18 protein-coding genes are annotated in these 18832 nt (G+C 42.8%); 9 read left to right on the top strand and 9 right to left on the bottom strand.

All coding sequences use genetic code 11. The annotated features are described in order from the left end of the window. Positions 1-1884: 1884 nt before the first annotated feature. Positions 1885-2784 (top strand): heterocyst differentiation master regulator HetR, encoded by a 900-nt coding sequence (gene hetR, locus V7K42_RS05350; protein WP_094332006.1) that lies wholly within the window; start codon positions 1885-1887, stop codon positions 2782-2784. Positions 2785-3556: 772 nt separating this feature from the next. Here hetR and V7K42_RS05345 read toward each other — a convergent pair. Then, positions 3557-4219, bottom strand: coding sequence for a hypothetical protein (locus tag V7K42_RS05345; RefSeq protein ID WP_334914209.1), 663 nt, complete (start codon positions 4217-4219; stop codon positions 3557-3559). A 456-nt stretch (positions 4220-4675) separates the two neighbouring features. Here V7K42_RS05345 and rpsD point away from each other — a divergent pair, with 456 nt between their 5' ends. Continuing rightward, complete coding sequence (gene rpsD / locus V7K42_RS05340; protein WP_251959355.1) at positions 4676-5284, top strand: 30S ribosomal protein S4; 609 nt, start codon at positions 4676-4678, stop codon at positions 5282-5284. Between the two features lie 113 nt (positions 5285-5397). On the opposite strand, the gene moaA is transcribed toward rpsD, so the two are convergent. Beyond that, positions 5398-6384 carry a GTP 3',8-cyclase MoaA gene (moaA, locus tag V7K42_RS05335; RefSeq protein WP_334914206.1) on the bottom strand — a complete coding sequence of 329 codons (987 nt, stop codon included), beginning with the start codon at positions 6382-6384 and terminating at the stop codon, positions 5398-5400. A gap of 357 nt (positions 6385-6741) precedes the next feature. On the opposite strand from moaA, the gene V7K42_RS05330 reads away from it, so the two are divergent. Beyond that, complete coding sequence (locus V7K42_RS05330) at positions 6742-7773, top strand: hypothetical protein (RefSeq protein WP_334828953.1); 1032 nt, start codon at positions 6742-6744, stop codon at positions 7771-7773. A 438-nt stretch (positions 7774-8211) separates the two neighbouring features. Here V7K42_RS05330 and V7K42_RS05325 read toward each other — a convergent pair whose 3' ends face one another. From V7K42_RS05325 to ndhC, 5 genes are all read right to left on the bottom strand, one after another. Continuing rightward, positions 8212-10713 carry a two-partner secretion domain-containing protein gene (locus tag V7K42_RS05325; protein ID WP_334914204.1) on the bottom strand — a complete coding sequence of 834 codons (2502 nt, stop codon included), beginning with the start codon at positions 10711-10713 and terminating at the stop codon, positions 8212-8214. 273 nt (positions 10714-10986) lie between these two features. Next, entirely contained in the window at positions 10987-11316 is a 330-nt protein-coding gene (locus V7K42_RS05320) for a hypothetical protein (protein WP_334914202.1), read from the bottom strand. A gap of 480 nt (positions 11317-11796) precedes the next feature. Continuing rightward, positions 11797-12327, bottom strand: coding sequence for an NAD(P)H-quinone oxidoreductase subunit J (locus tag V7K42_RS05315; protein WP_190961878.1), 531 nt, complete (start codon positions 12325-12327; stop codon positions 11797-11799). Beyond that, the gene (gene ndhK, locus V7K42_RS05310; protein WP_334914198.1) at positions 12320-13057 is read right to left on the bottom strand and encodes a photosynthetic/respiratory NAD(P)H-quinone oxidoreductase subunit K; all 738 of its coding nucleotides are present in this window, start codon (positions 13055-13057) and stop codon (positions 12320-12322) included. Before ndhK ends, V7K42_RS05315 begins: the two co-directional genes overlap by 8 nt. Next, entirely contained in the window at positions 13048-13410 is a 363-nt protein-coding gene (gene ndhC, locus V7K42_RS05305) for a photosynthetic/respiratory NAD(P)H-quinone oxidoreductase subunit C (RefSeq protein WP_094333328.1), read from the bottom strand. The genes ndhK and ndhC overlap by 10 nt, the downstream gene beginning before the upstream one ends. A gap of 341 nt (positions 13411-13751) precedes the next feature. Between ndhC and V7K42_RS05300 the strand changes: the two genes are divergently transcribed. From V7K42_RS05300 to V7K42_RS05275, 6 genes are all read left to right on the top strand, one after another. After that, positions 13752-14087, top strand: a complete 336-nt coding sequence (locus V7K42_RS05300) for a rubredoxin (protein ID WP_094339820.1) — start codon at positions 13752-13754, stop codon at positions 14085-14087. 101 nt (positions 14088-14188) lie between these two features. Beyond that, positions 14189-15193, top strand: coding sequence for a photosynthesis system II assembly factor Ycf48 (locus V7K42_RS05295; protein WP_334914196.1), 1005 nt, complete (start codon positions 14189-14191; stop codon positions 15191-15193). A 185-nt stretch (positions 15194-15378) separates the two neighbouring features. Then, on the top strand, positions 15379-15627 hold the full coding sequence (psbE, locus tag V7K42_RS05290; protein ID WP_012411800.1) for a cytochrome b559 subunit alpha: 249 nt from the start codon (positions 15379-15381) through the stop codon (positions 15625-15627). Between the two features lie 9 nt (positions 15628-15636). Then, a complete protein-coding gene (psbF, locus tag V7K42_RS05285; protein WP_012411801.1) occupies positions 15637-15774 on the top strand; it encodes a cytochrome b559 subunit beta in 138 nt (45 codons plus the stop codon). Positions 15775-15782: 8 nt separating this feature from the next. Then, positions 15783-15905, top strand: coding sequence for a photosystem II reaction center protein L (locus V7K42_RS05280; protein ID WP_322670285.1), 123 nt, complete (start codon positions 15783-15785; stop codon positions 15903-15905). A gap of 70 nt (positions 15906-15975) precedes the next feature. Continuing rightward, complete coding sequence (locus V7K42_RS05275; protein WP_334914194.1) at positions 15976-16095, top strand: photosystem II reaction center protein J; 120 nt, start codon at positions 15976-15978, stop codon at positions 16093-16095. Between the two features lie 185 nt (positions 16096-16280). Here the strand turns inward: V7K42_RS05275 and V7K42_RS05270 are convergent, their stop codons facing one another. Both V7K42_RS05270 and V7K42_RS05265 read right to left on the bottom strand, forming a co-directional pair. Continuing rightward, positions 16281-16391, bottom strand: a complete 111-nt coding sequence (locus V7K42_RS05270; protein ID WP_084227157.1) for a photosystem I reaction center subunit VIII — start codon at positions 16389-16391, stop codon at positions 16281-16283. Between the two features lie 172 nt (positions 16392-16563). After that, positions 16564-18832, bottom strand: a 2269-nt coding sequence (locus V7K42_RS05265) for a hypothetical protein (protein ID WP_334914192.1), incomplete at its 5' end; no start/stop codon positions are given.

The following is an 18832-nucleotide window of genomic DNA, read 5'->3' as shown; positions in this document are numbered from 1 at the left end:
TCCCCTCTGCCCATCCTTCGCCTCAAGCTTGTGAGAAATGCGAGTATTAGTTTTTTCTTCCCTTGCTTCCCCTGCCTCCCCTGCCTCCCCTGCCCCTCTGCCCCCCTGCTGTCTCAATGTGCAAATTAAAAACACAACAGCTTACTTCTAGGCGTTGCTGATGACTGCGAAATAGAAACGCAATCTAAGAATATGACTGCGGCAAAACTTGTGTGTGTACTGTAGGCGAATTGGAGAGAGGCTTTGAATCTTCTTATCCAATGCTACAAGGCTGTATTCCATAGGATTGAGAACCGCTATATGTTGATGACTTGTAATATATTTTTGGGGATTTAGCCTGATACAGATAGGGAAAACACGTATATATAACCAGTACGAGTAGTACTGACTCAAGCAATTGAGTCCGAGTACTTGCCCAAAAAGGAAATTTGCAAGGAGTTAAGACCATTGCAGCACATTTTGGAACTAGGAGACAAAGAAGTAGTAGAAGGGTTTAGAGTAATCTGTTTTTTAAGGTATGTGAATATATGGAGCGATCGCTCATGAAACACCTTATCTTTTTATTCTACGAAAACCCCTGCGGGTAACGCAAAATGCAAAAAACCTCATTTGCATGTTCTTGAGGTTGGCGAAATGGTATCTTTATTAATGCCTTTGTATACTAGTCAACTTAGTCTGCGATCGCCCAGATGCTTAGAAAAAGAGACTTATTTTGTAGCTTGCGGCGAATTCTCATCCTTTTTCAGCAACAAACTATCTATGCAATTCTAGTCTCTCAAGTATATAAAACAGCAATGTAAAAATATACTTTAAAGTAGCCAATGAATTAGTTAAATCATGAAAATTATATTTTTTTTCATGAAAAAAATATAATTTTATTGAAAAACAACCTCTAAATAATCATCAGACGGAATGCAATATGTTTTATTATATATATGCCTAGTCACTAATTTCTAGTTTATTAATACAAGAGAAAAAGCATGATAGCTATGCGGTTCAGTCTGAATTAATCGCAGCTTTCTGTGTAAAATTATCAACAAAAAAGATAAATCAGACTTAGGCTTAAGAGTCAAAATAGAAATATCATCAAACCTTGATTTAGTCATAATATAAAATATTTAAATTTCAATTATTTATAAACTTTAAAATACATATTTTCATTCCAAAACCAAAAAATGATGGTATGATAAAAGACGACATTTGAAAGAAGAACAGGTATTTTGAAATTGGAATTAATTGCTCTACTTGATGTCTACTATCTTCCCTCAAGCCAACGGCTCACACTGCCGAGACATCACAGGAGGTTATGAATAAAATGATGGTTCCCAAGGAGCCGTTTGGCTCAACCTCTGAATGTTGCTACACCTGGTAAGCAGTTTCTTTTGAGATTACTCCCAAGGATCTCCAGCCACCTGTGTACTACAAATAATTCACCAAAGCTGAATAAAAACCATCTTTTTTGAGTAACAAATACCCCAGATGAACCGCGCAACCTAGTTTTTACTCCGAGTCGGTATAGTACCATAATTAGGTGTAAGCAGCTTGACGTTCTTGCTCTTGAAAGATGAGAAAAACCCCGAAAAAGTTAAAAGCTTTGTAGATTATTTGCAACACAGTTGACTTTTGAGAAGTAAACCGCCGACAAGCTGGACTTGATAATATCTGTAATTTTCCAGGCAGATGCAAAGACAGTTATAGTAACAACGACTGAATCTGCTTGTGTACTAGAAAATATGCGAAAATGGTAGTTTGGGCTACTACCAGTTTTATGGTTATCGCATACTAATATAGTCTGAAGTGAAAAAATCGCTTTCAGCCAGGTGTATACTACCTATTTTCACTCGATTAAAAACTTTGTAAACGTGCTATTCAATTGTCTGTAATATGAGTAACGACATAGATCTGATCAAACGTCTTGACCCCAGTGCGATGGATCAGATCATGCTTTATCTGGCTTTTAGTGCCATGCGGACGAGTGGGCACAGGCATGGGGCATTTTTAGACGCAGCCGCAACAGCAGCAAAGTGTGCAATTTATATGACCTATCTAGAGCAGGGGCAAAACCTGCGAATGACAGGGCATCTGCACCACCTAGAGCCAAAACGCGTAAAAATTATTGTAGAAGAAGTCAGACAGGCGTTAACAGAAGGCAAACTGTTAAAAATGTTGGGTTCTCAAGAACCTCGATATTTGATTCAATTGCCTTACGTCTGGTTAGAAAAGTATCCTTGGCAACCAGGGCGATCGCGCGTACCAGGTACGAGTCTGACAAGTGAAGAGAAAAGACAAATTGAGCAGAAACTGCCAAGTAACTTACCAGATGCCCAGTTAGTTAGCTCTTTTGAGTTTCTAGATTTGATCGAGTTTTTGCATAGGCGATCGCAAGAAGACTTGCCAACCGAACACCAAATGCCTTTGAGTGAAGCTTTGGGTGAGCATATCAAGCGCCGTCTACTCTACTCAGGTACGGTAACACGCATAGATTCTCCTTGGGGAATGCCCTTCTACGCACTTACCCGTCCTTTTTATGCTCCAGCAGACGATCAAGAACGCACTTACATCATGGTAGAAGATACCGCTCGGTATTTCCGCATGATGAAAAATTGGGCAGAACGGCGACGAAATGCCATGCGTTTACTGGAAGAACTTGATATCCTGCCAGAAAAAATGGAGCAAGCTATGGAAGAATTGGATGAAGTTATCCGGGCTTGGGCAGATAAATATCATCAAGACGGTGGTATTGCAGTGGTTTTACAGACGGCTTTTGGTGAAAGAGAAGACTAATAGCACTACGCACAACTCAAAAAGCTTACTTTATAAGCTTTTCACCCCTTTTTTCCCTTGCTTTAAAGTAGGGGGATGGTCGGTCTGTTTACATTGTAATCCTGTATTAATAGTACAAAAGTCACAACCAGTTTTGTGACTTTTGTCTTGCAAGTTTTTAGCTTGCATACTTTGCAAGCAGAAGGCAATTATAGCGGATTTTATATAGATATTTTATTTAAGTCATAGTAGTCTATCGCATTAAATATGATATGTGAATTAGTATTTTAAATTTCTTTTATTACCTCTTAATTTGGCGCTCTTTGTGCGCTTTGCGGTTCGTTCTCTTAACCCTCAAAACTAATGACATAGACCACTAGTTTTGAGGATTAAGTCCTTATACCATTTCGCTATGAGTATGCACTTAATATTTATTAAACGAATCACCAAGTACGCCAAGGGAGAAGGAGCAATCATTAACCCGGATTTATCACCATATCTCGATTAAGCCTGCGCTTGAGCAGGGGAGCAGGGGAGCAGGGGAGAGTTCAAATACCAAGTTCTTTCCCCTCTACCCTTCTGCCCCTCTGCCTCTCTGCCCCTCTGCCCCTCTGCCCATCCTTCCCCTCAAGCTTGTGAGAAATGCGGGATTAAGTGCAAGTTTACAGAGAATTGGTATTATTACGAACTTGCTTACCCATAAATTAAAACTTGACAGACTAATAGGGTGGGCATCAAAACGCCCACCCTATTAATTAACCTATATTCTCAATCAATTACAAAGCACTGAAATTTAATTAGTGCCGGGTTGTGTTGGAACAATCGGTTGCGTTGGAATAGTCGGTTGTGTTGGAAATGGTATGGTGTCGGTACTTGGACTCGATCCCGCAGGAATTATAACCGGCGGTGCAGACGAAGATGAAGCGCCAACAATACTATCACTAGCACTGATACAAGTATCTAACGCCTGAGCAGGGGGGAAATCGATTTGACTACGCAAGCCAACCACACACTGCCCAAAACGCACGGGTAACAAACTACGTCCACAGTAATCTAAAACTGCCGGATTAGCTTCTTCCTTAGTACTTAAGCTCACGCCAACTACACAGGTAGCTAACTCTTCAGGTCGCCGGACCTTGCCACAAGTATAAAGTGCATCTGTCGCGGCAATTTGGGTTTCCTTCTTGATTTTAACCACACAAGCAGCCAAATCCCTTGGACGCAGTGCTGCTGCACAACCTTGTGATGCCCCTTGTGCTGTTACACCTACGCTCAAAAGGCGACCTGCACAGACACTATAATCATTGCTGTAGGAAGCAGCGATCGCTGGATTGGGTAAAATTGTTGTCAACCATCCAGCTATAGCCAAAACTGGGACTATGAAATTCCTGGAGGTGGAACTGGCTTGTTTGTTCTGACCTCTATTAACCGCTTTATTGCTCATTGATATTGCCATTCTCCAAACACCCAAGGTTATGTTAACTCAAATATTTTAAAAATCCTCTGTAATTCAAGAATTTCAGCGTGAGCAAGGTATAGACATAATTAATTATGCCGGAAATTGTGTTAATATAACTGTTTGAAAGATAAGTAGACAACGCAAAAAGTATTTCAGAGTAAGAATACTGCGTAAACCAATCTGATGATTGAGTAGCCTACGAAACTAAATAAACACAAAAAACTTATGGGCAGGAGTACGGCGTGACAGGTCGGAATTCAGGCTTGGAGGCTAGTTTGTCGGGTTTACCGATTAAAAGCAACTGGCGCAAAAATCGATGCGTCTACCTTGGTGAGATACGTCTTACCTCGGTAAGCAGCTTCAAAAAACCAAGAATCCCCTGATTAAAAATTAGGGGAGTGTCAAAATGGAATGTTTCGGTAAAGTTTAAACAGGATTAGATTAAGGAAACTCATGTCCCGATATAGAGGGCCCCGCCTCAGAATTGTCCGTCGCTTAGGCGACCTACCAGGATTGACTCGTAAAAGCGCTAGACGCGCTTACCCACCTGGTATGCATGGTCAGAACCGCAAAAAACGCTCTGAATATGCTATCCGTTTAGAAGAAAAGCAAAAGCTCCGCTTCAACTACGGTTTGACTGAAAAACAATTGCTCCGCTATGTGCGGAAAGCCAGACGTGTTACTGGTTCTACTGGACAAGTATTGCTGCAATTGCTAGAAATGCGCTTGGATAATACCGTTTTCCGCTTGGGTATAGCCCCGACTATCCCAGCCGCTCGTCAACTGGTAAATCACGGTCACGTAACTGTTAACGGTCGTGTGGTGAATATTGCCAGCTATCAATGCCGTCCTGGTGAAACAATTGCAGTCAGGGATCGCGCACAATCACGGAAGTTAGTAGAAGCTAACTTGCAATATCCCGGTTTGGCAAACCTCCCTAGTCATTTGGAGTTTGACAAAAATAAGTTGGTTGGTAAAGTCAACAGTGTTATTGAGCGCGAATGGGTGGCACTACAAGTTAATGAACTACTTGTGGTGGAATACTACTCACGACAAGCGTAATAGTCATTTGTCCTTAGTCATCTCTTACAAAGTCTGATCGGAGAAAACCTCCGATCGGACTTTGCGCTTTGTCCCTAGTGATTTGCAAAGGACAAATGACAAATGACCAATGACTAACCACCAATTTGCGACATAGTGCGAGTATATGTACCGACAATGCCAGAATCACGCCCTTTAAAGTTAATTTCTGGCTTGATTCCCAGCAAATACCTCACCTGCTCTTGTAATTGAGCGGTGCTAGTGCCAGAACGCAAAGCAGTTTTTAAATCTATTTGACCAGTTTCATTCAATAAACAAGGACGCAGCCAGCCATCAGCACTCAGGCGCATCCGATTACAACGATCGCAAAAACATTCCGACATTTGACTGATAAATCCTATTGTCCCCTTCGCACCAGGAATTTGAAAGACATCAGCCGGGCCAGCACCACTAACTTGTGATTCTGTCAAGCCCCAGCGATCGCGGATTTGTAGCCGTAAATCGGCTGAAGAGACCCAACCGCGATCGCCAAATAAATCCACATTACCAATGGGCATAAATTCGATAAATCGAACGTGCCACTGTTTATCAATTGTTAGGGCGGCTAAATCTAGAACTTCGTGGTCATTAACGCCAGGAATCACCACTACATTTAGCTTCAAAGGGTCGAATCCCACCTGATGGGCAGCTTGAATACCCTGCCAAACTTGTTGCCAACGAGAACGCCCCTGATTACCGATAATTTGGTCAAAAATGTCAGTATCAAGAGAGTCCAGACTAATATTAATTCTTCGCAAACCAGCATTGTAGAGGTTTTGTGCCATCGGAGCTAGCAAAAAACCGTTGGTGGTCATTGAAATGTCTTGAGTTTGGGGAAAAGATGCGATCGCGCTGACCAAATCCACCACCCGCGGACGCAATAATGGTTCGCCCCCAGTCAAACGAAATCGGGTAAACCCGACTGGAATAAATACCTCTTGAATTAAGGTCAGCAGTTCCCGATCGGTTAATAGCTGTTGCTTGAGAATATAATCCAGTTCTACTCCCTCTGGCATACAGTATTGACAACGAAAATTGCAGCGATCGATTAAGCTAATGCGGAGGTAGTCTACCTGGTTCATCGTTTTATTTTTATTGTCTCTGATTAATTAAAGACTTTACAAAAGTGGTTTATGAAGGAGGACAAGGGAAAGAAGAAAAACCCATTGTCCAGATGGTTTCAGCAGCCCATGAATTCATTTTTTATGGAATAATAATAAAACTTGTTCCCTTGATAGCTTGCAACAAAGAACTGGACATCAAATTTTTCAGCAGCTTACAGATTTATCTATAGGGTTTTTTTTCCCCTCGTCCCCCAATCCCCTTGTCCCCTTCCTACTATTATTTGTTGTAACTCAAAATACCGTACTCCCCCTTAAGTGAGAGACCACAGATTGTGGCATAATAAGCCGATCGCATCCACTAGTTAGTCATCAATCGTGCAAGACACCGACTCCATCAACGACCTTGCTGCGGCTTTACTACAGCCAGCAGATATCAGCTTTGAACTGCCCGATCCAGAAGATGAACAGATTCTAGAGTCAGATTTTCAACAGCAGCTAGAAATAGCTTGGCAGGTATGCGATCGCTTTGATTTGCAAACTGAAATCTGGCGGGGGCGAATTTTACGGGCGATCCGCGACAGAGAAAAAGTCGGTGGTGACGGACGCGGTACTGGCTTTTTGCGATGGCTAAAAGAGCGGGAAATCAGCAAAAGTCAAGCTTATGCCTGGATTCAACTGGCTAATAGTGCCGATACTCTCATCGAAGACGGTAAACTCGATCCGGCTTCTGTGAACAACTTCAGTAAACGAGCATTTGTTGAAACTTCCAAAGCATCGCCAGAAGTGCAACAAATGGTAAGTGAAGCGGCCCAAAAAGGCGATCGCATCACCAGACGCGAAGTGCGTCAACTCAGCGATGAATGGACAGCCATGTCCTCAGATTTATTACCTGAATCAGTCAGAGAAAAAGCAGCAGATAACACCCTTCCCCCGCGCTACATTGCCCCATTGGTGAAGGAAATGGAAAAACTGCCAGAATCGCACCAAAAGTTTATCCAGAAGGAAATTGCTGCTAATCCTGATGTGGATACTCTGAAACAGGTAACTAGCGAAGCGCGTAACTTGGCCAAATATCTCAAAGGGGCGGCTCAAGTCCAGGCGCTGACGCAGGAAAATGTTGATATTGAAACAGCCTTAGAAGAAGCGCAAAGAGTCGGCTGTTTGAGCATTGCTGCTGATTTAGTCAATCAAGCATCGCAAATTGAACAAACGATCGCTAAATTGTACATGACTTGGAAACGGATTGGTAATTTAGCAGATCGATTATATGTAGATACTGGCGCAAGTACACCCAATTTGCGATCGCTTCTGACTTGCTTGGAACCTCTTGGTGGTGAAATTATGGAATTGCAACTTAGTGGTACGACTGAACACACTGTACGTTTGCAAATTCAGGAGACGAGTTAGGGAGGATAGAAGCGATTAATCGCTTCTATACATGAGTTAGGAGTTATTATTACCCCAACTCCCCTCACTGGCCTTATGTTAGAACGAAGTTCATAACGCACCATTATCAAGGGTTTGGTGTCGTACTCTCCGTGCTAACGCATCCTACGGATATTTTAAAAAATCAAATACTCATCCTATATAAGGCTACTGGCAATGAAATCACAAGTTCGGGACAGTAATTGCGATCGCAATTACTGCAAGGTTACGGGAATTGAAGGTTAATTCAGAGACTATTTAACTTATAGCAAAAGCCTTGGTGGTTAGGACATCAACAGATGATGAAACTTAGACACAAAAAGATTTTTCACCCAGTCCCCAGTCCCCAGTCCCCAGTCCCCAGTCCCCAGTCCCCAGTCCCCAGTCCCCAGTCCCCAGTCCCTTGCTATATCTCAAATTCTAAGGAGCAGCGCAAGATGTAGCGGTAAGCGAGGAGTTATGAGGCGATGCAGTGGGAACTTGAGCAACTAAAACCACATTACCATTGGCATCTGTAACCCATCCTTGGGCTTCTACAATTTGAGTAGGTTCGTTCGCAGAATCAACCTTCTGTGATTTTTCTTCTGTGTTTCGCTGCGCCTGAAGAACCGCTCTTTTCTGAATACTGCCAGCACGATTTTTACTCTCTGGCTGTAGTGCTATCCAATCTGCCAGCACCGCATCATCAGCTATCAATGGCTGGGTGGGATCGGCTACTAGTCCTCCCCGCCCAGTGGTAATAAATGAACTCCTGGCTATTTTTCCACCGGAACCACAACCAGCAGCAATTTGCTGGGAAGCATCAACCAGATTTACAGGCAATTCCACTAATCCTTTGCTGGGGTCAGCATCTGGTGAGTTGATTTGGACTGTGCCATTTAATGAAGGGTTTTGCTGAGAAAACGCCGTGATGTCACTTGTTCGCAGGTTCTTTGGGTTGATTTCACCTGTTGGGTCAAGTCTCTCTACGTCTGCACGGGTGCGGGGCACAAAACCAAAGATGTTTTTAGTGGTGATTGCAATCTTACCACCAGAGCCAGAAAAGGCATTGGCGGTGATATCGTTATTTCCGAAGGGAGTGGCGATAAGGAAGCCATTAGGTACTTTGATGGTGATGTTGCCGCCATCTCCATCACCCTCTGCATTAGTAGATATTTGACTATTGCGGAGCATCAGTAATAAGTCCCGCACCTGTAGCGAAATATTTCCGCCTTTACCTGATTCACTATTAGATGTGAGTATTCCTTTATTGTCTAAAAATATAGACCGAGCATTTACATTTAGTTCGCCTGCTGCTCCTAGATTGTTTACATTCCCCTGATAGATTACACCCTGTGAAAGTTCTGGAAGTTCGCTACTCACAGTTATTGTAGCCCCATCCCGGATAACTAATGTATTTGTATTTATTGTCACTTTCCCTGCATCCCCAGGGCCGTTAGTCAAAGCAGACAAACCGCTGGGTGTAGTACCATTAGGTGAAATTCCAGTGATTTCTACAGATTTGGAGGCGTTTACAGTCAAATTTCCTCCTTTTCCTGTAGCTGGGAAATATTTGTTAGGATCTGATGATGATAACGTTCCTGAAGACTCTGTTGTTACTCTTGCGCCACCCTGGATACGTAACTTCCCAGTGTTGATCGTTATATCGTCAGCATTTCCAACATCGGAAGTTGCACTAAACAATCCACTGAAGAAAAAATTACTCCCAAAGGAGAAACCACCAATCAAGTCTACCGAATCTGAGGCGTTTACGGTCAATTTTCCTCCTGAACCCAAGCCTCGTAGTCCATTCCCGACTTGCGATCCGTTTCGCACTTGTGCTCCATTCCTGACAATCAACTTCCCTGTTGTAATCGTTAAGTCTCCAGCGTCTCCTGCACCAAAAGTCACAGCCGTCAACGGTGTACCAGGACCAATTAATTCCACAGACTCTGAGCTAGTGAGCGTTAAATTTCCTCCCGATTGGGAACCCAAGGTATTAGCTAAAATCTGCGATAAACCAGTTAACAGAATGCGCTTACCCTGTACTTGGATATCGCCACTACCTTCACCACTAACATCTACCTGAGATGGCTTTGTAGATCCGTTAGCAGTTCGCTGTATTAGTTGAATGTTCTGAAAATTCTCAACACCTTCATAACCTAAAACCAAACCTTGGTTCGTTGGCTTGAGACCGACCAGACTATTGCCAGCAACGCTTCCTAGCTCAATTCGTCCCCCTTTTGCCGTTAAATTTCCACCCGCCAAGGTTATATCACCGCCTACAAGTGCCAAGGTTTTACCTGGCTGTACTTGTAGACCAACGGGAGCTTTTAAGCGATTGGTTGCTTGATTTGGACTAGCTTGGGATTCATTGCGGATGAAACCCGCATTTGCTCCGAATTGTAAACCAGTGGGAACACTTACTGTTAGCAGAGGTATGGTTTTGGGATCTGTAGCACTAAATTTAGTCCCATTAGCAAAGTTCACACTACTCGCTGTACTTGCAACAAATGAACCATTGATGTTTAAGGAAGCATTGGGTCCAAAAATAATCCCGTTAGGATTAATCAAAAACAGATTAGCTTGATTATTAGCTTTAAGGATTCCATCAATATTTGAAATAGATTTACCTGTTACGCGGGTAATAATGTTCTCAATATTTGCGGCGTTATTGAAATAAGCTACGCTTCCAGTGCGAACAGAAAACTGCTCAAAGCTGTGGAAAAGGTTCGTACCGCGAGTTGCTCCACCATCGATCTGGTCAGTAGGGATGCTACCGATCGGTTTGGGTGTAACAACTGAATTTTCAGATCCCAAGGTGCGATCCGGTGTAATTTGAGACAAAGCACATCTTCCAGAAAAAGTAATTGCTCCAGTAAATGCTAAAACACTCACTAGCTTTAATTTCCAGTACCAACTGCTTCGGCTCTGATACATCATAGAATTTGCACCTTAATCAATTTACACCGGATATGAAATAAGAAAAAATGTGGGGCAAGCTAAGAAAATAAAAGTTACCAGCTTTGCAATTCAGATTTCCCCGATCGCTAGTATAGACTTGATAAGAGGTTTATCTCATCCGATGGGCAAGTTGCAATTGCAAAGCTTCTATGCCTAAATCTTTATCAATAAGTAGGGATTAATAGGATACTGGTAAACTTGTTTAAATTTTGATGTTTCTATTGACACAATGCGTTGCCCCCGATGGATCTCTTAGCAGTCTGACCAGCAACCATCAGGATTGTTGTCATACGGGCAAGGCTTACGCAATACCATGCATAATTTATGCAGTTTTAGGTCTGGAAATGCTTGCAAAAAGCTCTTGGTTTGCTCATGTACACCAACGTCATTAGATTGAAGTTGATTTAGGTCGAGTGTACACTCAAATTTAAGAACATCTTGTGCTGGTATACCGTATTTTTCGAGTAAGTTTCTCAAGTTAGAGTTACTCACTATATTTTGCATTTCTTGCTTAATTTCGTCTTTTAACTCCTGTAATGTGCGATCGTCTATGATTGTTGACTGTACTGTTGGAGATTCCATAAATTTTGCTCTTCTTGCAGACTGGTAAATGTGTAAATTTATCTTGTGATGTACTAAATTAACCTGAGTTTAATTAGTACAATTTGACAACGAACGAATCAAGGATACAGAGTCTAGAGTGGCGCGAAAGCATTAAATTTCTAAGGCTCTTGCAAACTACGATAATTATGACTTCAGCTTGGCTAGTTATAATTACGCATTGCGTAACAAAGCTTCATATATTTTTGCCGGATTTCCTTAAAGCATTCATGAATCTGGCTACTGACCTGAGGAAGAAGCGATACTTTCTCTACGAGATGCTACGTAAACGCCGGGTTACGCCAATACACCCACAGATGAGTCGAGTCCAAGAGGTGGGGCGATCGCTTGTCTGAAGTTCATAACAAAATTTTTAGTAGCGATCGCGCTCCCCCCTTGCATAAAAAACTACCCCTCTCCACTACCGGAAAGGGGTTAATTACTGCTGAAACTCAGGATTCTTTAATAAGCGTCTTGCAACTCGTAGAAATCAGGCGAGATGTAATCCTTCCGCAAAGGCCAACCTACCCAATCTTCCGGCATCAAAATCCGCTTGAGATTTGGGTGTCCTTCGTAGATAATGCCGTACATATCGTAAGACTCACGCTCTTGCCAATCCGCGGTTTTCCAAATCCAGTACACAGAAGGCACTACGGGGTTTTCTCGTGGTAAAAACACCTTAACTCGGACTTCTTCGGGGCGATCGCTATTATCACCGACTTTAATCAAGTGATACATACTCACTAATTCTTGTCCTGGACCAAGGTCAATACCACCTTGACACTGGAGATAATTAAACCCGTAGGCATAAAGGGCTGTAGCGGTGGGAAGCAAGAAATCTGCCGACACCTTAATTATCTCTACACCATTCTTGTCTGGTGCTAAAAACTCATGGTCAAAACCATTTTCCGTCAACCACTGGGAAACTTTACCCGCTTGTACCAATGCCTCTTCTTTCGCTGCTGGTACTGGTTTAGATTCTTCTTCAGCCACGGGTTTGTTCCTCCTTTTGCGCCTTTTCTTTCAGCAGTGCAGGTGGTATTGGCATACCGATCGCTTCTGCCAATTCTTTTGGTGGTGCAGAACGAGTATCTGACTGCAAATACTTACCAGTTAAGATTTCCTCTACTGGCTTCAAGTTATGAGTCGTGCTGTAGTAGCGGTGGGTTTGCTTAATTTTACCCCGCTCTTGCATCGATTCATTGGAGATTTTCTTCCGCAGCTTAATAATTGCGTCGATAATTGCTTCTGGACGGGGAGGACAACCAGGCAAATACACATCCACAGGAATCAGTTTATCGACTCCGCGTACTGCCGTGGGGGAATCAACGCTGAACATCCCGCCAGTAATTGTGCAAGCACCCATCGCAATTACATACTTCGGCTCTGGCATTTGTTCATAAAGACGCACCAGTTGAGGAGCCATCTTCATCGTAATAGTCCCTGCCGTAATAATTAAATCGGCTTGGCGGGGGCTAGAACGGGGAATTAGCCCAAAACGGTCAAAGTCAAATCGGGAACCAATTAAAGCTGCAAACTCAATGAAGCAGCAAGCAGTACCAAATAACAACGGCCACAGACTAGAAAGCCGCGCCCAGTCGTAGAGGTCATCAACCGTCGTCAAAATGACGTTTTCTGAAAGGTCTTGAGTGACATTGGTACGCTCAATGGGGTTGATGATTCGTTCTTTGTCCTGGGTTGTTAAGTTAGAATTCAAGACCATTCCAAAGCTCCTTTACGCCATGCGTAAACTAAAGCGACTACAAGAATTGCAATAAAGACTAGCGCTTCAATAAATGCTAATAGCCCCAAACGGTGGAAAGCTACCGCCCAAGGATACAAGAAAACAGTCTCCACATCAAAGACGACGAAGACCAGAGCAAACATGTAGTAGCGGATGTTGAACTGAATCCAGGCTCCCCCGATGGGTTCCATGCCAGATTCATAAGTGGTGCGACGTTCTGGGCTGTAACCACTGGGTCGTAGGAGTTTGGAAGCTGAGAGCGCTAAGGCAGGTACTAGGCTACAGATAATGAAGAAGCCTAGAAGGTACTCGTAACCGCTGAGGACAAACACAATGAGTATCTACCGCTTATGGAGTATTTTAAGTAGTGACTGGGGATTGGGGACTGGCGATTGGCGATTGGGGACTGGGACTGGGAAATTCTTTTGAATTGACAATCCCTTATCTCTAATACGAAATTATTGATTTTTAATTCCCAATCCTCAATCCCTAGTCCCCAATCCCTTCAATTACGTTACTTTCTTTTACATTATATCTGTTTGGTTTTTCTGAAATCTGGGAAACAGATACACTTCAAGTATTTAATTAGCTTTTGATAGTGATAGAAAAGCCAAACAATTATGTCATAATTTTTAACGTATATTTAAGAATTCTCCTCTGCGAGGCCCTAGCCATGAGCGAACCAGCTGTTGAGACTCCGGTATTAGACCGCTACGAGTGTCGCGCCTGCGGTTATGTTTACGAACCCGAAAAGGGAGATGACAAAGATGATATTCCTTCTGGGACACTCTTTGCAGACCTGCCTGTAAGTTGGCGTTGCCCAGTTTGTAGTGCTAAAAAAACCGCTTTTGCCAACATCGGGCCGGCGGGTACTGCATCCGGCTTCAAAGAAAATCTCGGTTACGGTTTGGGTGTCAACAACCTAACGCCAACCCAAAAGAATATCCTAATTTTTGGCGCTTTGGCTCTCGGCTTCTTGTTTTTTATCAGTCTCTACGGCTTACAGTGACAGCCGTTAAGCAATTAAAAATTCAAAATGAAAAACCCAGGATTGCCTAGCATCCTGACTGACGACTTCTACAAAAATTTAGAAACAACTAAGAAATACTGATGCATTCAATTGTAAAAAGCTGGCAACGAATAGCTGCCTTATTCATAGTAGTCGTCATGTGCATAGGTTGTAGCAAAATCCCCTCTGTTAGCTACAATCCCTGGAAAATCATTTCTGTGCCAACAGACTCGAATCTATTGGATATTGCTTTTACTAATAACCCTGAGCATGGCTACTTAGTAGGTAGCAATGCCACCCTATTAGAAACCAATGATGGTGGTAATACCTGGAAACCAATAATTCTGCAACTGGATGAGCAAAAGTATCGTTTTGACTCAGTAAGTTTTACAGGTAAAGAAGGCTGGATTGCCGGAGAACCAGGATTATTACTGCATACTAGCGATGAAGGTGCTTCTTGGTCGCGTATTCCCCTGAGCGAAAAGCTACCAGGTAGCCCGATCGCAATTAAGGCACTAGCAGACAATACAGCTGAAATGGCTACTGATGTGGGAGCCATATATAAGACCACAGACGGCGGCAAAAACTGGAAAGCTCAGGTGGAATCAGCAGTCGGTGTGGTGCGTAATATAGAACGTTCTGCTGATGGTAAATATGTAGCGGTTTCGGCTAAGGGTAGTTTCTACTCAACTTGGGAACCGGGACAAGATGCTTGGGTTCCCCATAACCGCAATAGTTCTCGGCGGGTAGAAAACATGGGCTTTGGTGACAATGGGCAATTGTGGTTGCTAGCTAGAGGAGGTCAAATTCAGTTTAGCGACCCAACTAAACCTGAAGAATGGCAAAAGGCAAAATATCCAGAGTTATCCACCAGTTGGGGTTTACTGGATTTGGCATATCGGACACCTGAGGAAATTTGGATCGGTGGCGGTAGCGGTAATTTGCTACGGAGTGGTGACGGTGGCCAAACCTGGGAAAAAGACCGTGAGGTAGAAGAAGTTGCTGCTAATTTGTACAAGATTGTGTTCTTAGAGCCAGAACGCGGATTTATAATTGGCGATCGCGGCGTTTTGCTCAAATATCTCCCAAACCCTGAAGCAGCTTAATGGGGATTGGGGACTGGGGACTGGGGACTGGGGAAGAGTTTTCTTAATCTCTAATCCCTAATACCCAATCCCCGATCCCCATCCCCAATACCTATTTCTGAGAAGAACTTTGCAACTTGTAACTCTTTCTTAACTTTGTAGGATAATAAACTCAATAACACTCTATGTATAAGGTAGGGATCTAAATGTCAGGTACCACTGGAGAACGTCCGTTTTCGGACATCATTACTAGCGTTCGTTACTGGGTAATTCACAGCATCACCATTCCAGCGTTGTTTATTGCTGGTTGGCTATTTGTCAGCACTGGCTTGGCTTATGATGCTTTTGGAACACCTCGTCCCAATGAGTATTTCACACCAGCGCGGCAAGAAGTGCCAATTGTGAAGAACCGTTTTGAAGCTAAAAAACAAGTTGAACAATTTATTGGAAAGTAGTTTTAGATCATGACTAGCGGCAATAACATCAATCAACCAGTTACCTATCCCATTTTTACCGTTAGATGGCTGGCAGTACACACATTAGGTGTACCAACTGTATTCTTTTTAGGCGCGATCGCCGCAATGCAATTTATTCACCGTTAGGAGCAATTATGGTAGAAAGATCGCCCAATCCCAATAATCAGCCGGTTGAACTAAATCGGACTTCGCTATACCTGGGATTACTAATGATTTTCGTTTTGGGGATTCTGTTTTCCAGTTACTTCTTTAACTAACTGGGAGTCCTGTTGTTAGTCTTTGTTTATTGAGCATGTATTGATTTGTTGTTAAGGGAGGAGAGAAGCTGTGTCTGGAAGTGGGAGAATTCCCCTGTGGGTCGTCGCTACGATCGCAGGTTTAGGTATAATTACAGTCTTGGGTATTTTCTTTTATGGTGCCTACGCCGGGATCGGTTCTTCGATTTAACATTCGTTAGTTTGAACCGAACACTATAAGTTAGGATTTTCTAGCATTTGTTGAGAAATCAACCTTAAAAAAACCGCCTGTCTCTATGAGATAGGCGGTATTAATTTTCGTCAGTAGTCATTTGTCCTTTATCCTTTGTCATTTGTTTTTCGCAAATGACTAATGACTAATGACTCATGACTAAATCAGCTGATATCGTCGCTTTCAATGTATAAAAACAGAAATGCGAAGGTTATAGCTGGCAAAACCCAACCAATGATGGGAACGAAGATAGAAGGCAAAAAGGAAGCTGCCATAGTAAAAGTTCCTGCTAAATAACACTACAATTCAAAATGAGCTTACTGCAAATCCTGCCAGATTTTTGAAATTATTTCATATTTTTAACACAGCTAACTTTGGGGGATAAGGGAAGCACGGGAGCAGGGGGAGAAAAACTATTAATTATTGCCCAATTCCCAATCTCCTAAATTACATCCCCAGTAGTTCATCTAGCTGCAAGTTTGGCAAGTCTGGAGGAATCACAGTTCGTACTATTGTGACTTTGTGGCTTTCTTCTAGGGTTGTCAGATCGAGTGCGATCGCTTCTATGCGAATTTCCAAACAGCCAAAGGGAATCTTTAATTGGGTCATTACTTCCAATTCTCCCAATACATTAGGCTGTAAATTTGTCAATAAATGGGGGCCATTTAGTAGCCAGCGAGTTTGACAGTCTTCAACCCATAACTTCACAACTACTTGGGGAGGTACTTCAGGCAGTACTACGCGCACTATGATAAATTTATCGGCTATTAGTTCACCTTCTGGTACATGTAGTTGCGGAATTGGCAAAGGCTCAATGGCTGCCGCACTTATGGGTAGAGAAGGGGATAAACCTAATAGTGGCTGCTTCTCTTCTTCCAAGGAGTAACTATTCGTCGCATCGGCTTCCAGTTCACTATCTGTATCATCTACAACGATTTCTTGCGCCAACCAAGCTGACGCTATATTTACTTTTATCGGAGGAGGGGGAGGTGGTAATTGTCTTACCAGAGCCGTTGAAAGTGTTGGTTCAGATACTTTTTCTACTACAGTATCTTCTACTGCCTCTAGATCGGTTTCCTTTGCTGTGTCTGCGTCTTCCTCAAAATTGCCAAGCTCAAAAACCGACTCTTGGCTTTCTTCCAACGTCCCTGGGGCATCATTGAGGCTTAATGGTAAGTTGACATCAACATTGGGAGCTCCAGCACTCAGAAAAAGCTGAGTCTGCTGGACTGGAACATAGCGATCGTATTCTTTAGGTTCTGGTTCATTGATGGATTCAGGTAAAGAGTATCCTTGGCTCTGCATCCACTTCCTGAGTAGGGGAGATGAGTAAAGGTTGCCTGTTGTAATGAATTGTGCATTTGACTGGGTTTCTACCTCAGCAACAGGTTCTTCCTGGAATTGTTGATTTAACTGGGTTTCTACCTCAGCAACAGGTTCTTCCTCAGATGGTGCATCATCTAGTACTAATTCTGGCATATTTTCATCTTCAGCTACAATTGTGTCCAACGGCAAAAAGTCTTCAGCCGCTTGAACTTCCAATACATCTGAAGCGACATTATTTTTTACTTCTTCTGCATCACCCGGCAAAGCTTTTACCCGTCTCAAATATGGAAAAGTAGTATCGAGTTTTGGCATTCGACGTTGCTTGATGACCAACTGCTCCAAATTGATGGCAGCTATAGTACTATCTTTTTCTAGAAGCTCCTCTTCTGTAGTGGGTTCTGCAACAACGTCTGTGGAAGGATTGGCATTAATTTGAATCGGAGGCAGTTTCGGCAATTGAGGCGAAGTACCTGAATTTTTTAAATTAGATGTCCGCAGGGTGGTTTCTCGCAGAACTTGTAGGTTAATTTGCGGTGGTAGGGGTGTATTTGGAGATGGATTGAGTATCTGAGACTGATCTGTTTTTGGAATCTTGACCAGATTGAATAGTTTTAAATCGATCCTCACAGCGGTCTCCGGCTCGGTGAAAGCATCAGGTGAGTCTGATGGTATGGGGTCATTTAAGGATGTACTCGGTTTTGCTGCGGCTGTGATTGCCAGTAATTCTGTTACATCTGCTGTAATAGTGAAGGACTGGCTGGCTAACCGGATGATTTCACCAACATCGGCGAATAGACCATACAGACTAATATCTGCCAAAATTAATTTCGATTCAAAGTCAGCAGGAATATTAATTGAGGTATTGATGGTGAAGGGCAATTCCTGGTCTGGTAAGGGTTGCCGTACCTTGGTAAAGATTTTCGACTCAAGGGGCGATCGCAGTTCAATTACTAGTTCAAGCGCCTGCAAGCTTTTTGGAGATGATGTTTCAGCCCGATCTAGATTTTTCTTTTCTTTAAGTTCTATGTGCCCATTGATTGTCAGAGCTTGTCCCCAAGCAGCAATGTAAGTATCTCGATCTAAAGTTAACAATAATGGTGGTTCTGTTACTAGAGAATCTTCTTCTATTTCATCTTTCAAAAACGATTCAGAAGTGGGTAAAGCTAAATCTATTAAATTTTGTAAAATTTGCTCTGCTGTCTCACCTTTAAGCCATACAGGACTCACAGGCTCATCGATAACTATATTTTCATCTTCTTCCGTTTTATCTGGAACAACTGTTGTAACTGCCAATACCGAAACTGCGATCGCATTATCTAGCGTAATTACAGGTTCTGCTGGGATAACATCCAAGTTTCCTTCATCTGGAACAACTGTTGTAACTGCCAAT

Origin of the sequence: Nostoc sp. (assembly GCF_036917455.1) — a bacterium.
GTDB lineage: Bacteria > Cyanobacteriota > Cyanobacteriia > Cyanobacteriales > Nostocaceae > Nostoc.
This window is presented reverse-complemented; position numbering and strand designations above follow the sequence as displayed.

Coding starts and splice junctions, on each gene's coding strand:
- moaA (WP_334914206.1), bottom strand. CDS start 6,384: ATGAACCAGGTAGACTACCTCCGCATTAGCTTAATCGATCGCTGCAAT.
- hetR (WP_094332006.1), top strand. CDS start 1,885: ATGAGTAACGACATAGATCTGATCAAACGTCTTGACCCCAGTGCGATG.
- V7K42_RS05295 (WP_334914196.1), top strand. CDS start 14,189: ATGCATTCAATTGTAAAAAGCTGGCAACGAATAGCTGCCTTATTCATA.
- V7K42_RS05320 (WP_334914202.1), bottom strand. CDS start 11,316: ATGGAATCTCCAACAGTACAGTCAACAATCATAGACGATCGCACATTA.
- V7K42_RS05270 (WP_084227157.1), bottom strand. CDS start 16,391: ATGGCAGCTTCCTTTTTGCCTTCTATCTTCGTTCCCATCATTGGTTGG.
- psbE (WP_012411800.1), top strand. CDS start 15,379: ATGTCAGGTACCACTGGAGAACGTCCGTTTTCGGACATCATTACTAGC.
- psbF (WP_012411801.1), top strand. CDS start 15,637: ATGACTAGCGGCAATAACATCAATCAACCAGTTACCTATCCCATTTTT.
- ndhK (WP_334914198.1), bottom strand. CDS start 13,057: ATGGTCTTGAATTCTAACTTAACAACCCAGGACAAAGAACGAATCATC.
- V7K42_RS05300 (WP_094339820.1), top strand. CDS start 13,752: ATGAGCGAACCAGCTGTTGAGACTCCGGTATTAGACCGCTACGAGTGT.
- V7K42_RS05325 (WP_334914204.1), bottom strand. CDS start 10,713: ATGATGTATCAGAGCCGAAGCAGTTGGTACTGGAAATTAAAGCTAGTG.
- V7K42_RS05280 (WP_322670285.1), top strand. CDS start 15,783: ATGGTAGAAAGATCGCCCAATCCCAATAATCAGCCGGTTGAACTAAAT.
- V7K42_RS05345 (WP_334914209.1), bottom strand. CDS start 4,219: ATGGCAATATCAATGAGCAATAAAGCGGTTAATAGAGGTCAGAACAAA.
- rpsD (WP_251959355.1), top strand. CDS start 4,676: ATGTCCCGATATAGAGGGCCCCGCCTCAGAATTGTCCGTCGCTTAGGC.